Here is a 14,832-nt window from a genome sequence, read left to right as displayed (position 1 = left end):
CGGCCATCATCGGGTGCCCGCGTCTCGCCCGGACGACGAGCCCCTCGCCTCGGCCGACGGGTCACCGCTCACCTGGTTTGGCGCGTCGGGCCGCGGCCAGGTGAGGGTGATGGTCGTGCCGTGGCCCAGGCTCGTGCGCAGAACGGCCACGCCACCGGCGGTGGCCACTCGGTCATGGATCGACACGCGCAGCCCCAGCCGGCCGCTGGCGACGCTGGAAACGTCGAAACCGCCGCCGGTGTCGCTGATGCAGATGATGCATCCGCTCTGGTCGTCACCGCCCACCGTGACGGTGCGCGATTGTGCGGGACCCGCGTGCTGCACGCTGTTGACCATGGCCTGCACGCTGGCCGAGTAGAGCGCCTCTGCGGCGTGCTCGGGAAGAGTGAGGCCGGCCACGCACAGCTCGGTCACGGTGAACATTCCGGTCGCCATCGCGGCGGAACGAATGCGCGCCGCCAGCTGGCTGACGCTGACCGCGGCATCATCGACGTTTCGTTCTCCGCTGGCCACCTGCAAGCGGATGATGGCGCTGCGCGCCATAGCGGCGGCCAGCTCGGCTCCCTTGGCATTGCGCACGCCTGCCGCCGAGAGCAGCGTCGCAAGCACACTGTCGTGCACGATGGAGTCGACCTCAACCCGTTCCACCTCAGTCGCGTGATGTCGCACCGCTACGGCGTATTTGGCGAGTGCGTTGGACTGGGCAGTATCGACCCGTGCTGTGGCCTGGCGCAGTACGTAGATGATGATGAGCACCGTTCCGCCGAGCAGCATGGCGTAGAAAGTGTCGAGCACGGCGACCAGGTTCTCGGCCTCGCCGCCGGAGGGCAACACCCGCAGGAGCCCAAAGGTGGCCGGAGTAATCACGGTGTAGACGACCGCCCACGCCAAGGGCAGTGCAATTGCCGCGCACGAGGTGGCGACACCGCAGAGGTACCAGAGCCACGGTTTACTCTCGAGCACCGCGGTGGGATCGATCATGAGTGGCGGCCATACAAAAAGTGCGGCAAGATACACGGCCGCCACTGCGCCCGCAGCGGTACGGATGCCCTCCCGGGTCAGCGTCGCAGTGACGAAGATCACAATCACGAGTGCCAGAACGATCGCAATGGGCACGGCCGCCGAAGCTTTGCGGCTGTCCAGTTGCTCGAGCATGACCGGCAGGGTCTGCAGGGCGAAGATCACGGCCACGGCGGCCACCGACCGCGACAGCACAATTTCGATCTGGGCGCGGCTGATCGGGTTGCGCGGCTGCCGCGCGCGGTCGAACAGGCTGCCGTCGACCTGGAATCCGTCGTCACCGACCTCGGTGAACGGTTTAGTTGCCGTGAAGACCAGGGCACCCTGGCGGTTCTGGTCGCCCTCGCGGGCGGCCCGTTTAGACACCGCGGTCAGCTTCGGTGGCGTCGAGCCCGGGCAGGATTCCGTCTTCGACGGCGCGACGCAGCAGGTCGACCTTGGTCGGAGCGGGACGCCCGACCTCGACATACTTCACCCGAATGCGGTCGAGGTATTCGCGGGCGGTGGAGTGCGCAATACCGAGCTGCATGGCGACCATCTTGAGCGGCAGTCCCGAAGCATAGAGGTGCAGCACGTCGCGTTCGCGGCGACCGAGCTGCGCCTTGGCGAAGTCGCGGTCGGCGTCGATGGCGCTGGCCCACTCGAGGTTGTTGAGCACATCGCCTCGAGCAACGGATGCGACGGCTGCCATGACGGTGGTGGTCGGGGACGACTTGGGAATGACTCCGGCAGCGCCGGCAGCAAGGGCTTCTCGCACCGAAGCGACGCGGTCGGCAATGCTGTGTACAAGCACAGCGGAGCCGGTGGTCGCCGCCAGGTGCACGTTGTCGGTGACGAGAGACCCGTCGCCGAGCGAGAGGTCGAGCACGATCACGTCGCAGGCGCGCCCGGCGAGGCCGTCGACGAGTCCCTGAGCGGTTGCTGCAGCAAACAAGACTTCGTAGCCGGCGTTCTCGCAGGCGGCTTGCAAGCCCAGTCGCACCGACTCATGGTCGTCGACAATTCCGACCCGAACGGGGGCGTCGGGGGGGATGGATGGTGCGGAATCAATAACTGCGTGGCTCACGGTAGGGCTGCCTTTGGTTTGTCTGGTGTCAACGATAGCTATTTGCAGAGCAGTGCGACGGCCTCGACGTGGTGGGTATTGGGAAACAGGTCGAAAGCACGCAGGTTCTTCAGCTCATACCCCTGCGTCCGAAACAGCGCCACGTCACGGGCGAGAGCCACGGGGTCACAGGCTACATAAACGATTTGTTGTGGTGCGAGGGCGACCAGCTGGTCGACGACGGCCTTGCCGGCGCCGGAGCGCGGCGGGTCGAGTACCACCGTCGCGGCGGCGAGACGGGCCCGTTCGGAGGCATCCGCCTCGCGCAGCAGTCGTTGCAGAAAACGGTCGACCCGTTCGGCTTCGGCGGTCGCGCCGGCCCATTCCTTGAGGTTGCGAGCGGCGAAAGCGACCGCTTCGGGGTCGCTCTCGACCGAGGTGATGCGGGTTGTCGGGCCGAATTTATCGCCGACGGCCGCGGCAAGCAGGCCAACACCGCCGTACAGGTCGAGGTTGGAGGCGCGCGGGTCGAACATGGCGGGGTCGATGATGTTCTGCACCGCGTGATAGAGGGTGTCGGCAGCCATCGAGTGCACCTGCCAGAAGCCCGAGCGGTCTAATTCGAACTCACGGTCGGCGACGATCTCGTGAATGAGACCGTGCGGCACTCGCTTGGGCTTACCGTTCATATCTTTGGCGGAGACGAGCACCTGCACGTCGCCCTTGCTCGGCGCGACCAGGTCGACTGTCGCAGCGTTGTGGAACAGGGTGTCGAGCGGGGCGCGCAGTTCGAGCTCGTGCTCGGCAAGCGGCAGATCATCGACCGGGATGACGCGGTGGCTGCGGGCTGCGTACGGGCCGATGGTTCCGTCTGCGGCCACGTGCAGACTGACTCTGGTGCGCCATCCGGTGCCGTCCATCGCGTCGCCGGGGCTGGCCTTCGCGCTGACCGCGACCGGCTCCACAACGACATCAGTGCTGATCCCGGCCATGCGCTGCAAGGCATCGGAGAGCACCCGGCGCTTGAGTTCGCGTTGAAAGCCGAGCTCGATGTGGCCGAATTCGGCGCCGCCGGCGCGGTCTTCGGGGGCGCGATCAACGGATGCCGCACTCCAGATGTGCGGCTGACGTTCGGGGGCTTCGTCGAGGACGGTGACCGTTTCGGCGCGCCAGAAGCTCTTGTGATTGGCCTCGGTGAGGCGGGCGCGCACCCGTTCACCGGGAAGGGTGTCGCTGACGAAAATCACGCGCCCCTCGTGACGGGCGATGAAGATTCCCCCGTGGGCGACGTTGGTGATATTCAGTTCAAGCTCGTCGCCGACACTCGCCGAGGATGTCGGCTCAAAGGCCTGGGGCTGGTGACTCGTGTTGCTCATCTAATGATGATCCCACACCCCCTCGCCGACTGTCCCTCCTGGCCTGCTTGAATAGACGCTCACCCTTCGTCGAAAGGACCGCATGCGCCTCTACCTGGCTTCCACGTCTCCGGCCCGCCTCGCCCTACTGCGCGCGGCCGGCATCGAACCCGTCCTGATCAACCCCGACGTCGATGAGGCTCGGGTCGTCGCCGAAACCGAGGCCGCGGTGGGCTCGGCTCTGGAGCCGCGCGTGCTCGTGGAACTGCTGGCGCGCGCGAAAGCGGAAGCTGCGGTATCCGCTTCGCTGCCGAAGCCGCTGACCGGGCTGTTGCTGGGCGGCGACTCGGTGTTCGTGCTCGACGGCGTCATCTACGGCAAGCCGCACACCGCTGAGGCCGCTCGGGAACGCTGGGAGCGCCAGCGCGGGCGCACGGGAACGCTGTATTCAGGGCACTGGCTGATCGAGGTCGCCGATGGCGTGCCTGGCCGGGCGATCGGCGCGGCCGTGGCGGCCGAGGTGACCTTTGCCGACGACCTCGACGACGCCGAGCTCGACGCCTATGTCGCCACCGGGGAGCCTTTGTTTGTGGCAGGCGCATTCACCATTGACAGCCTCGGCGCTCCCTTCATCACGAGCATCGTCGGCGATCCATCCACCGTGGTGGGGTTGTCTCTTCCGACGCTGCGGCGGCTGGTGCGCACTCTGGGGCACGAGTGGCCGACCCTGTGGAATCGCCCCGGAGCACTGTAATTGTAGGCATTCACAATAATCTGCCGGGTCTTTTTGTGGGACAGAACCAAAAGGGATGCGACGACGGGCAATAGGCTAAGTGATTGTGTCACTCATAACGAAGGTCCTCATCGCCAACCGAGGCGAGATCGCCGTTCGGGTCATCCGTGCCGCGAAAGACAGTGGAATTCTTTCTGTCGCCGTCTACGCCGACCAGGATCGCGACTCTCTTCATGCCCGCCTGGCGGATGAGGCGTACGGTCTCGACGGCACCACCAGCGCCGAAACGTACCTGGTCATCGACAAGATCCTCTCGATCGCCCGGCGTTCCGGCGCCGACGCCGTGCACCCCGGCTACGGCTTTCTGGCCGAGAATGCCGACTTCGCCCGCGCCGTGATCGGCGCAGGCCTGACCTGGATCGGGCCCTCTCCCGAAGCCATCGAGCAGCTCGGCGACAAGGTCTCGGCCCGCAAAATTGCCGAAAAGGTCAACGCCCCCATGGCGCCAGGCACGTTAAACCCCTGCAGCGACGCGGCCGAGGTACTCGCCTTCGTTGACGTGCACGGCCTGCCCGTGGCGATCAAAGCTGCCTTCGGTGGTGGCGGGCGCGGCCTCAAGGTGGCCCGCACCCGCGACGAGGTCGCCGAGATGTTTGATTCAGCCACCCGGGAGGCCATCACAGCTTTTGGTCGCGGCGAATGCTTCGTCGAGAAGTACCTCGATTCCCCCCGCCACGTCGAGACCCAATGTCTGGCCGACATGCACGGCAACGTCGTCGTCGTGTCGACCCGCGACTGCTCGCTACAACGCCGGCACCAGAAGCTCGTCGAAGAAGCTCCGGCTCCGTTTCTCACCGATGCGCAGCGCGACGAGATGTACCGCGCTTCCAAGGCCATCCTCAAGGAGGTCGGCTACGTCGGTGCCGGCACCTGCGAGTTTCTCATCGGCCAGGACGGAACGGTGTCGTTCCTCGAGGTCAACACTCGCCTGCAGGTTGAACACACGGTCTCCGAAGAGGTCACCGGCATCGACCTGGTGCGCGAGCAGTTCCGCCTCGCCGAGGGTGGCGAGCTCACCTACGGTGACCCCGTCGCATCCGCTCACTCGTTTGAATTTCGTATCAACGGAGAGGATGCCGGCCGCGGCTTTCTGCCAGCGCCCGGCCCGGTACACGTGTTCAAGCCCGCGGGCGGTCCCGGCGTGCGCGTCGACACCGGCGTTCAGTCTGGTGACGTGATCAGCGGATCGTTCGACTCACTTTTGGCCAAGCTCATTGTCACCGGCGCGACCCGCGAGGAAGCCCTCGAGCGTTCGCGCCGGGCTCTCGACGAGTTCGAGGTGGCCGGCCTGCCCACCGTGCTGCCCTTTCACCGCAAGGTCGTGCGCGACCCTGCCTTTGCGCCGACCGACGGCAAGCCGTTCACCGTCTTCACCCGCTGGATCGAGACCGAGTTCGAGAACGACATCGAACCGTGGAGCGGCAGCATGGAAGACGCCGTCGGCCAGCAGAAACGCCACAGCATCGTCGTCGAGGTGGAGGGGCGGCGCATTGAGGTCACCCTGCCCACTCGACTGTTACCCGGCGGCGCAAGCGCCCGCTCGGTCGGCCCAGCCCCGAGGCGTCGCGGCGGCCTGCACTCCGTCGACACCGCCACCGGAGACGCCGTCACGGCGCCAATGCAGGCGACCATCATCAAGCTGCTCGTCGCCGAAGGTGACACCGTGGTCAAGGGAGACCTGCTGCTCGTACTCGAGGCCATGAAAATGGAGCAGCCGCTCGTTGCCCACCGTGACGGCACGATCGGCAACGTTGCCGCTATCGTCGGCGAAACGGTCTCCTCTGGCAGCGTTCTGCTCACGGTCTCCGACGCCGCCTAGCTTTCGCCGTCGCCGCCTAGTTTTCGCCGTCGCCGCCTAGTTTTCGCCGTCGCCGCCTAGTTTTCGCCGTCGGCTGCGGGTTTTCGACAGCCTGCGCATGCGTCGTTGACGAGGTTGGGGGCAGGGCATCCGCTCCCACGGCCCACCTCGAAAACTAACCGATGAAGTCCAGAGCTAGAGGACGATGTGCATGGCGCGCGCCGCATCCGTTATGGACCCGGTCAGGGAGGGATAGACCGGGAAGGTGCGTGCGACTTCGTCGACGGTGAGCCGGTGCTCGACGGCCAGGGCGAGCGGAAAGATGAGTTCGCTGGCCTTGGGGGCGACGATAACGCCCCCGATGACCGTGCCGCTGCCGGTGCGGGCGAACAGCTTCACGAAGCCGTCCTTGATTCCCATCATTTTGGCCCGCGGGTTTTGCGAGAGCGGCAGCTTGTAGATCTCACCCTGGGCGAGCCCGTCTTCGATCTGCTTCTGGGTGTAGCCGACGGTGGCGATTTCGGGCTGGGTGAAGATGTTCGCGGCAACGTTGCGAATCTCGATCGGATTGACGGTGTCCCCCATGGCGTGGAACACCGCGGTGCGGCCCATCATCGACGCCACGGATGCCAGGGGAATCTCAGTCGTGCAGTCGCCGGCTGCGTAGATGTTCGGAATCGAGGTGCGCGCGACCCGGTTGACCTGGATATGTCCGGAGTCGGTGATCTGCACGCCGGCCTGCTCGAGGCCGATGTTGGCGGTGTTCGGAATGGAGCCGACGGCGATAAGGCAATGGCTGCCTTCGACCGTGCGTCCGTCTTCGAGCATGGCGACGACGCCGGTCTCGGTGCGCTCGACCGAGGAGGCCCGCGACTTGGAGAGCACGATCATGCCGTTACGCTTGAAGACGTTTTCGATGACGTTCGCGGCATCGGCGTCTTCTCCGGGCAGAACCTGATCACGGCTGGAGATGAGAGTGACCTTCGCGCCGAGGGCACGGTAGGCCGAGGCGAACTCGGCGCCGGTGACGCCGGAGCCGACCACGATGAGGTGTTCGGGAATGGCTTTGAGGTTGTAGAGCTGGGTCCAGGTGAGGATGCGCTCACCGTCGGGTAGCGCTGACGCGAGCACGCGGGGGCTGGCACCCACAGAGACGACGACAGTGTCGGCGTCGATGCGGTCGAAGTCGGTGGCAGTTGAGTCGCCGGAGGTGGCGACGATGATGCCGGTGGTGCCATCGAGACGGCCGTGGCCCTGAACATAGCGCACGCCGGCACGAATGAGGGTGGCCTTCATGTCTTCGGACTGCTGGCGAGCGAGGGCGAGCAGTCGTTTATTCACGGCGGCCAGGTTGATGGCTACCTCGGGGCGCAGGGGCTTGCCGGTTTCGCCGCGCACGAAGAACTGCACACCGAGGTCGGTCGCTTCGCCGATCGAATTCGAGGCCTCGGCCGTGGCAATAAGGGACTTGGAAGGGACGACATCCGTTATCACGGCGGAACCGCCGACTCCGACGCTTTCGATGAGGGTGACGTCGGCACCCTGTTGTGCTCCGGCGATGGCCGCTTCGTATCCGCCGGGCCCACCGCCCAGTACTGCGATGCGTTGCTTGCGTTCGAACTCATAGGCCATGTACCTATTCTCTCAAGGCGCGCAGTTCCCTCCAAACCGGTTCATCGACCGCACAGTCCGCATGACCGTCGAAAAGAGCGAAATTGAGCCGAATATTCGTCTCGGCGCTCGTTCGGCGCGCCGATGAGCAGAATTCGCTCAGAATCTCCGTGCCCGAGGCGGGGGTTCTAGAGTAGTCAAATGTTCACGAACGAGATCAACCCGTTAGACCTGCCCGAAACAGATCCGTTTGAGGCAGCACAGTCGGCCGCCGCGGAGATCGCCGGCATCACGGGGGTTCCCCGACACGACATCGCTCTCACGCTCGGCAGCGGCTGGGCCAGGGCCGCCGACCTGATCGGCGAGACCACCCACACAGTGGCCGCCGCAGACATCACCGGGTTCAGCGCTCCCGCCCTGGCCGGCCATGCCGGTACCCTGCGCTCCATTCTTCTTCCGAGCGGCAAGCGCGCCCTCGTGATCGGTGCCCGCACGCACTATTACGAAGGTCACGGTGTACGCCGGGTCGTGCACAGCGTGCGCACGGCGGCGGCGACCGGAGCGACGACGATGATTTTGACCAACGGGGCCGGCGGCATCCGTGAATCGTGGACGCCGGGCACCCCGGTGCTCATCAGCGACCACATCAACCTGACTTTTGATTCTCCGGTCGAGGGCGCGAACTTTGTCGACTTGACCGACCTGTACTCGAAGCGGCTTCGCGATCTCGCCCGCAGCATCGACCCGACGCTCGACGAGGGCGTGTACTGCCAGTTTCGCGGGCCGCACTACGAGACCCCGGCCGAAGTGCAGATGGCCAAGGCGATCGGCGGTCACATCGTGGGCATGTCGACCGCGCTCGAGGCCATCGCGGCCCGGCAAGCCGGAATGGAGGTGCTCGGCCTCTCGCTCATCACCAACCTCGCCGCCGGCATTCAGAAGACGCCGCTCAGCCACGGCGAAGTCATCGAAGCCGGCGCGCTGGCCGAACCGGTGATCAGCGCGCTCCTCGCCCGGATCGTGGCCGCGCTGTGACGGGCTCCGACCGGCCCGACGCTGGCCATCCCGATAACACCGACGACCGGCCGACCGAGCGCACCGGCGGTCGCCATTCCGGCCCGCCAGCGGATGCCGCGCCGCAGGTCACGCCGCCAGCCACCCCGGATGCCGCGCCGGCGGTTCTCGACGCGGACACAGCCGATGAGTTGCGCACTCCGACCCGCGCCCTGCCGATCACGCACAACCCCGACGACGCCTCCGAACCCACGGTCGCCATTTCGACGATCATGCACGACAGCGACGACGCCGGCTTCGAACCGACCGTTGCCATTTCGACGATCACGCCTGGCAGCGCTGAGAGTGATGACGTCGACGAGCTTGCGACTGCGCCCGTGGCACACGAGACACCCGAGACCTCGACCGATCGCACCGTTGCGCTGCTGCAGACCGCGCGGGCCTGGCTGAACCAGGATCCGGACCCGGAAACGCAGGCGCAACTTCGCGTTCTGATCAACGCCGTCGACGACGGCGATACCACGGCCCTGTCCAATCTGCACTCGCGCTTCGACACCCGGCTCGCATTCGGCACGGCCGGGCTGCGCGGTGAGATCTCCGCCGGACCGAACCGCATGAACCGCGTGCTGGTCTCGCAGGCAGCGGCCGGCCTCGCGACCTACCTGCGTCGGCGTGCTGCTTCTGGCGTCACGCCGTCGGTGGTCATCGGCTACGACGGACGCAAGAACTCGCAGGTCTTCGCAACCGACACTGCGGCGATCATGGCTGGAGCGGGGGTGCGCGCCATCCTCTTGCCTCGTCTGCTCCCGACACCCGTACTCGCCTTCGCGGTACGGCACCTCGACGCGAGCTGCGGCGTGATGGTAACCGCCTCACATAATCCTGCGAACGATAACGGCTACAAGGTCTACCTGGGCGGCGCGAACAATGGCGCGCAGATCGTCTCCCCCGACGACTTGGCCATCTCGACCGAGATTCTGCGCGTTGCCGCCGACGAACACGTTCTGCACCTGCCGCGCGGCAGCTATGAAACCGCCGAGGAAGACGTCGTGCACGCCTACATCGCGGCGACGGCCGGCCTCGCCCACAGGCCCCGCGCGCAGGTCAACGCGGTGTACACCGCGATGCACGGCGTGGGTTGGGACACCACGCGTCGGGTGTTGGAGAAGGCCGGATTCGATCTGCCGACCCTCGTCGATGCCCAGATCGCACCGGACGCCGCTTTTCCAACCGTCGCCTTTCCGAATCCGGAAGAACCCGGAGCGCTGGACCTGGCCTACGAGAGTGCGCGCGAGGTGGGCGCTGAACTCATCATCGCCAACGATCCGGATGCCGACCGCCTCGCCGTGGCCATCCCCGACCTGTCCAGTGCGAGCGGGTACCGCCGACTCAGCGGCAATGAGGTCGGCGCGATTCTCGGTTGGCGGGCGGCGGCCATGGCTCCGGCGAACGATCCCGACGCTTTGCCCACCGTCGATGCCGGCACCCTGGCCTGCTCGATCGTGTCGTCACCGGCACTGCATGCGGTCGCGGATGCCTACGGCCTGCGCTTCACAGAAACCCTCACCGGCTTCAAATGGGTGTCGCGGGTGCCCAACCTGGTTTACGGGTACGAAGAAGCGCTCGGCTATCTGGTCAACCCGGGTACCATCCGCGATAAGGATGGCATCTCGGCCGCGGTGGCGCTGCTGTCGCTGGTGAGCGATCTCAAGTCGGAGGGAACGACCCTCGCCGGCTATCTCGACTCGTTCAGCGAGAAGTTCGGGTACTTCGCCTCCGGACAAATCTCGGTGCGGGTCTCTCAACTCTCCACGATCGCCCTGGTCATGACGCGCCTGCGGGAATCCCCACCCACCCACGTCGGCCGTATTCGGGTCGATGAAATCGACGATTTTCGGTGGGGGCTGGGCGAGCTGCCGCCGAGCGACGTGTTGCGCATCCGCTTGACCGACGGGTCACGCGTGATGGTGCGCCCGAGTGGAACCGAGCCAAAACTCAAGGTGTACATCGATACCCGCTGCACGGTCGGCACTCTGGTGGAGCGCCGTTCTGCCGCGCAGGCCGCCCTCGACGAGCTCGATCGGGGCATGCGGGCGCTGATCGCCTAGGTGAAGCCTCCGGTGCGGCGTGGGAAGATCCGCTCGCCGGGCCCACCTTTTGACCGTGGGCCCAGTTTATAAGCTGGGCCCGCGGACGGGGCCCGGGCCCCGTCCGCGACAGCGGTGGGCTGGAACCCGAAACGCGGGGTTCTAGGAGCCCAGAGCGATGTCGAGTTTGACGACCAGTTCGTCGACATCGAAGTAGTTGTTGATGACGATGACGTCGGCGTTGGTCTTGCCGATCGCGTCGACCAGCTCAGACGAGGTCAAAATGACCTGGGCGTCGGCCGCGGCGGCGCGCACGCCGGCGACATCGGTAGCCAGCACACTCGCATCGATGTCGAGGCGTTCGAGCGCGCGCTCCGTATTGACTTTGAGAATGGCGGAGGTACCCAGGCCGATACCGCACATCACGACGATCTTCATGAGGCAGTCCGCTCGAACACGCTCTGCACGAACTCGGCGTTGGTGGCGCCGGCCAGGGCCGGAATCACCGTCGGGTCGTTGAACACGTTGGCGAGTTCGGCGACGAACTGCAGGTGGTCGTCGGCACCGGCAACGGCCAAGCCCACGATCACGCTGACCGGGTCGTTGTGGGGGTGCCCGAAGGTGACCGGCTCGACGAGGGTGACGACGCAGAGTCCGTCTGTGAGAACATCCGCTCCCGGGCGGGCGTGCGCGAGCGCCAGGCCGGGCGCGATCACGATGTAGGCACCGAATTCGCGAATCACCTCGATCATGCGCTCGGTATAAGCGGATGTGGCGGCACCGGAACGCACGAGGGCGTCACCGGCCGCCGTGATGGCGGCCGGCCAGTCGTCGGCGTGCGCACCGATCGTGATGGCGTCAAGCGGGAGATGCGGCAGGGACATGATTCCTTCGGTTCTGCGGGGTGGTGCTTGGTGCGCTGGCGCTTTGGATCAGCCAGCGTCAGGCGTCGCCGAAGCCGGCTTCGATGGCCTCGACCAGCTCTTCACGGTCTTCCAACGGCAGGAACGCCGCGTGGGCTGCGTTGAGCTGGAAGATCTCGAGGTCGCCGACGTCGTAGCCGAAGGCATCGGCAAGCAGGGCCAGTTCCTGGGTGAGGGTGGTGTCGCTCATCAGACGGTTGTCGGTGTTGACGGTGACCTTGAAACCAAGCTGGTAGAGCAAGTCGAACGGGTGGTCGAAGAGTTCCTCGCCCCAGGCGGCGACCGCCCCGGTCTGCAGGTTCGACGAAGGACTCAGTTCGAGCGTGATCTCGCGATCGCGCACCCACTGGGCCAGCGGGCCGAGGGTGACGAAGGTGTTGTCGTCGTCCTGGCGTTCGATGGTGACGTCTTCGGCAAGTCGCACGCCGTGGCCGAGGCGCAACGCACGGCCGTCGAATAGGGCGCTGCGAATGCTGTCCAGGCCGTCGGCCTCGCCAGCGTGCACGGTGACCGGCATGAATTCGCGGGCGAGCAGGTCAAACGCTGCGCGGTGGTTGCCAGCTGGAAAGCCGGCTTCCGCGCCGGCGATGTCAAAGCCGACAACGCCGTCGAAGCGGTAGCGCACGGCGAGTTCGGCGATCTCGAGGCCGCGGTTCGCGTGGCGCATGGCGGTGATGAGCTGGCCGATGCGAATGCTGCGGCCTGACTCTTCGACGTTCTCGATGCCGGCTTCGATGCCGTCCTGCACGGCTTCGACGACCTCGTTGAGGGTGAGGCCGCGGGCCAGGTGCTGCTCGGGAGCCCAGCGCACCTCACCGTAGATGACGCCATCGTCGGCGAGATCCTCGACGAATTCGCGGGCGACCCGGCTGAGTCCCTCGCGGGTCTGCATGACCGCGGTCGTGACGTCGAAGGTCTTGAGGTATTCCACGAGCGAACCAGCGTTGGACTGGTCGGAGAACCATTCACCGAGCGCGTCGGCATCCGTCGTGGGAAGCACGAATCCGATGGAGTCGGCCAGTTCGATGATGGACTGCGGGCGCAGGCCGCCGTCGAGGTGGTCGTGCAGCGAAACCTTGGGCAGGGTGTTGATGCTCGTGCCGCCGCCGGGCATGAGGAATTCCTCGATCACAGTCATACGAACAAGCTCCTCGTTACGGGGGGCGGCTGTGAACTACAACCGCGCGCTCAGCTTATCGGAGCGGCTCTGGGCGGACCATGAGAAATGCGGCCAGCGGAATCGTCGATGCTCTCGGGCGCGTCGGCGACCCGCCGCAGCGCTCGGCCGCCTGACCGCGCAGCCGTGAATCCGCCGCAGGCCTCGGCCGCCGCGTGACTTCCACTCTCCAAACGGGGTTGGATGGAGCTCTACGACAAACGGGAGCCCCATGACCACGCGCGCCAAGCACCTCCCCGACATCCAGGTTCCCGACCTGCACGGCAAGCTTGCCGTCGTCACGGGCGCCAACAGCGGCCTCGGATTCGGCCTCACCGGCCGCCTCGCCCGCGCGGGCGCCGAGGTCATCCTCGCCGTGCGCAACGAGGACAAGGGTGCAGCGGCCGTGAGACGCATTCGTGAGCAGACCCCGGAGGCGAGCGTCAGCATCCGTCGTCTCGATCTGGCTTCGCTGTCGAGCATCGCCAAATTCGGTGCGGAGCTCACGAAAGAAGGGCGCCCGATCGATATTCTGCTCAACAACGCCGGCATCATGATGCCACCGGTGCGCGACGAGACCGAAGACGGCTTCGAGCTGCAATTCGGCACCAACCACCTCGGCCATTTCGCGCTCACCGCTCACCTGCTGCCGCTGCTGCGCGCCGCCACAACGAGCCGGGTCGTGAGTCTTTCAAGCCTGATCGCCCGCACCGGACGCCTCGATTTCAACGACCTGCACGGCTTGCGCTACCGGCCGCACCGCGCCTACGCGCTCTCCAAGCTCGCCACGCTCGTGTTCGCGCGCGAACTCAACCGGCGCAGCGTCGTCGGCGGCTGGGGTCTGCGCAGCATCGCCGCGCACCCGGGTGCAACCGTCACGAACCTGCAGATCACCGGACCCACCCACAAGGGAGCCTCGGCCCGGGTCTTCCTCGCCGTCAACGAAGCCACCCACCACATTGGCTGGATCTGGCAGCAGATCGACCAGGGCATCCTGCCGGCCCTCTACGCGGCGACGAGCCCGGCAGCGGCCGGCGGCGGCTACTACGGTCCCGGTGGATTCGGCGAACTCACCGGCGCCCCCGCGCCCGCCAGGCTGCCCCCGCGATCGCTCGACGAAGCGGATGCCCGCCGTCTCTGGTCGCTGTCCGGGGAACTCACCGGCGCCACCTTCCCGGCCGTGTAGTTTCGCTGTTGATGACTTTCACGAGCACCCGCGCCAGGCGCTTCCGAATGATGTGGTCGTTGGCTTCCACGCGGTGCATGGTGACGTGGCGCATCCGCTCGATAATGGTCATGCTGCCCTGCGCGATGAATGCGTCGAACGCTCCGTAGATCACGTCGACCGGCACCGTCAGGCTCGCGATGTCGCTCACCACGGTCTGCGATTCGATACAGTGCTCCATCGATTTGATGAAGGGGGTCCAGGTCTTCTCGGTGAGTTCGAAGATGCCCTTGGGCAGCAGGCGCGACATGATCGCGGCGTTGGCGAGCGTGAATTCCTTGTTGGCGCGCAGAAAATCGTAGGCCCGCAGGTACGCGCTGACCCGCGCCCTGACCCGCGAATCACCGATGTCGCTCGGTGAGACGTAGACCGGCGGCCCGACCAAGACCACGCGTGATACCGTGCCGCGACCGGCCAGACGCCGCCAGAATGTCGCGACACTGCCGTGTCTCTCCATCGCCGCGTAGCGCGTACTGATCAGGCTGCCCAGCGAGTGGCCGACGAGCACGAACGGCTCGCGTAACTTCAGCGAGCGGATGGTCGCGGCCAAGGCCCCGACATGATCCTCCAGTCGATACTGGCAACCGATCGGCGCCGGCGACTGACCGAAGCCCAGAATATCCACGGCAATCACGCGATGGTTCGGCGTCAGCAGCGGAATCACCTCGTAGAAGGTGATCGAAGACGATGCGATGCCGTGCACCAGGAGGACGACCGGGCCGGTGCCGGCATCCGTTGCGACGTGCAAAAGTGGTGGGCAGGACCGACGCGTCGTGCGCATCCGTTCCGCCCACCAGGACATGCG

General features: G+C 66.1%; 13 protein-coding genes. 5 read left to right on the top strand and 8 right to left on the bottom strand.

What is annotated here, in order from left to right:
- Window positions 1-6: 6 nt before the first annotated feature.
- The 3 genes from CXY83_RS06270 to CXY83_RS06260 are packed head-to-tail and all read right to left on the bottom strand — an operon-like array spanning window position 7 to window position 3,441.
- Entirely contained in the window at window positions 7-1,386 is a 1,380-nt protein-coding gene (locus tag CXY83_RS06270) for a sensor histidine kinase (protein ID WP_104196516.1), read from the bottom strand.
- Entirely contained in the window at window positions 1,379-2,086 is a 708-nt protein-coding gene (locus tag CXY83_RS06265) for a response regulator transcription factor (RefSeq protein WP_104196515.1), read from the bottom strand. The genes CXY83_RS06270 and CXY83_RS06265 overlap by 8 nt, the downstream gene beginning before the upstream one ends.
- A gap of 38 nt (window positions 2,087-2,124) precedes the next feature.
- Complete coding sequence (locus CXY83_RS06260; protein ID WP_104196514.1) at window positions 2,125-3,441, bottom strand: class I SAM-dependent RNA methyltransferase; 1,317 nt, start codon at window positions 3,439-3,441, stop codon at window positions 2,125-2,127.
- Between the two features lie 82 nt (window positions 3,442-3,523).
- On the opposite strand from CXY83_RS06260, the gene CXY83_RS06255 reads away from it, so the two are divergent.
- Together CXY83_RS06255 and CXY83_RS06250 are read left to right on the top strand one after the other, a co-directional pair.
- Window positions 3,524-4,174, top strand: coding sequence for a nucleoside triphosphate pyrophosphatase (locus CXY83_RS06255; RefSeq protein WP_104196513.1), 651 nt, complete (start codon window positions 3,524-3,526; stop codon window positions 4,172-4,174).
- Between the two features lie 85 nt (window positions 4,175-4,259).
- On the top strand, window positions 4,260-6,032 hold the full coding sequence (locus tag CXY83_RS06250) for a biotin carboxylase N-terminal domain-containing protein (RefSeq protein WP_104196582.1): 1,773 nt from the start codon (window positions 4,260-4,262) through the stop codon (window positions 6,030-6,032).
- A 174-nt stretch (window positions 6,033-6,206) separates the two neighbouring features.
- On the opposite strand, the gene CXY83_RS06245 is transcribed toward CXY83_RS06250, so the two are convergent.
- A complete protein-coding gene (locus tag CXY83_RS06245) occupies window positions 6,207-7,643 on the bottom strand; it encodes an NAD(P)H-quinone dehydrogenase (RefSeq protein ID WP_104196512.1) in 1,437 nt (478 codons plus the stop codon).
- Between the two features lie 180 nt (window positions 7,644-7,823).
- On the opposite strand from CXY83_RS06245, the gene CXY83_RS06240 reads away from it, so the two are divergent.
- Both CXY83_RS06240 and CXY83_RS06235 read left to right on the top strand, forming a co-directional pair.
- Window positions 7,824-8,657, top strand: a complete 834-nt coding sequence (locus tag CXY83_RS06240; RefSeq protein WP_104196511.1) for a purine-nucleoside phosphorylase — start codon at window positions 7,824-7,826, stop codon at window positions 8,655-8,657.
- Complete coding sequence (locus CXY83_RS06235; protein ID WP_233200637.1) at window positions 8,654-10,744, top strand: phospho-sugar mutase; 2,091 nt, start codon at window positions 8,654-8,656, stop codon at window positions 10,742-10,744. The genes CXY83_RS06240 and CXY83_RS06235 overlap by 4 nt, the downstream gene beginning before the upstream one ends.
- A gap of 141 nt (window positions 10,745-10,885) precedes the next feature.
- On the opposite strand, the gene CXY83_RS06230 is transcribed toward CXY83_RS06235, so the two are convergent.
- From CXY83_RS06230 to CXY83_RS06220, 3 genes are read right to left on the bottom strand one after another with little or no spacing between them, the layout of a single operon-like run.
- The gene (locus CXY83_RS06230; protein WP_104196510.1) at window positions 10,886-11,161 is read right to left on the bottom strand and encodes a PTS sugar transporter subunit IIB; all 276 of its coding nucleotides are present in this window, start codon (window positions 11,159-11,161) and stop codon (window positions 10,886-10,888) included.
- Window positions 11,158-11,607, bottom strand: coding sequence for a PTS sugar transporter subunit IIA (locus tag CXY83_RS06225; RefSeq protein WP_104196509.1), 450 nt, complete (start codon window positions 11,605-11,607; stop codon window positions 11,158-11,160). The genes CXY83_RS06230 and CXY83_RS06225 overlap by 4 nt, the downstream gene beginning before the upstream one ends.
- A 58-nt stretch (window positions 11,608-11,665) precedes the next feature.
- Window positions 11,666-12,784 carry an adenosine deaminase gene (locus CXY83_RS06220; protein WP_104196508.1) on the bottom strand — a complete coding sequence of 373 codons (1,119 nt, stop codon included), beginning with the start codon at window positions 12,782-12,784 and terminating at the stop codon, window positions 11,666-11,668.
- 250 nt (window positions 12,785-13,034) lie between these two features.
- Here CXY83_RS06220 and CXY83_RS06215 point away from each other — a divergent pair, with 250 nt between their 5' ends.
- Complete coding sequence (locus tag CXY83_RS06215) at window positions 13,035-13,988, top strand: SDR family oxidoreductase (RefSeq protein ID WP_104196507.1); 954 nt, start codon at window positions 13,035-13,037, stop codon at window positions 13,986-13,988.
- On the opposite strand, the gene CXY83_RS06210 is transcribed toward CXY83_RS06215, so the two are convergent.
- Window positions 13,960-14,829, bottom strand: coding sequence for an alpha/beta fold hydrolase (locus tag CXY83_RS06210; RefSeq protein ID WP_104196506.1), 870 nt, complete (start codon window positions 14,827-14,829; stop codon window positions 13,960-13,962). The two genes, CXY83_RS06215 and CXY83_RS06210, sit on opposite strands and share 29 nt — an antisense overlap.
- Window positions 14,830-14,832: the final 3 nt, after the last annotated feature.

It is taken from the genome of Cryobacterium sp. M15 (assembly GCF_002929675.1).
Taxonomy (GTDB): Bacteria; Actinomycetota; Actinomycetes; order Actinomycetales; family Microbacteriaceae; genus Cryobacterium; species Cryobacterium lyxosi.
This window is presented reverse-complemented; position numbering and strand designations above follow the sequence as displayed.

Excerpts from the sequence above, each read along its gene's own strand:
- CXY83_RS06260 (WP_104196514.1), bottom strand. The coding sequence starts at position 3,441 with ATGAGCAACACGAGTCACCAGCCCCAGGCCTTTGAGCCGACATCCTCG.
- CXY83_RS06255 (WP_104196513.1), top strand. The coding sequence starts at position 3,524 with ATGCGCCTCTACCTGGCTTCCACGTCTCCGGCCCGCCTCGCCCTACTG.
- CXY83_RS06245 (WP_104196512.1), bottom strand. The coding sequence starts at position 7,643 with ATGGCCTATGAGTTCGAACGCAAGCAACGCATCGCAGTACTGGGCGGT.
- CXY83_RS06240 (WP_104196511.1), top strand. The coding sequence starts at position 7,824 with ATGTTCACGAACGAGATCAACCCGTTAGACCTGCCCGAAACAGATCCG.
- CXY83_RS06230 (WP_104196510.1), bottom strand. The coding sequence starts at position 11,161 with ATGAAGATCGTCGTGATGTGCGGTATCGGCCTGGGTACCTCCGCCATT.
- CXY83_RS06225 (WP_104196509.1), bottom strand. The coding sequence starts at position 11,607 with ATGTCCCTGCCGCATCTCCCGCTTGACGCCATCACGATCGGTGCGCAC.
- CXY83_RS06220 (WP_104196508.1), bottom strand. The coding sequence starts at position 12,784 with ATGACTGTGATCGAGGAATTCCTCATGCCCGGCGGCGGCACGAGCATC.
- CXY83_RS06215 (WP_104196507.1), top strand. The coding sequence starts at position 13,035 with ATGACCACGCGCGCCAAGCACCTCCCCGACATCCAGGTTCCCGACCTG.
- CXY83_RS06210 (WP_104196506.1), bottom strand. The coding sequence starts at position 14,829 with ATGTCCTGGTGGGCGGAACGGATGCGCACGACGCGTCGGTCCTGCCCA.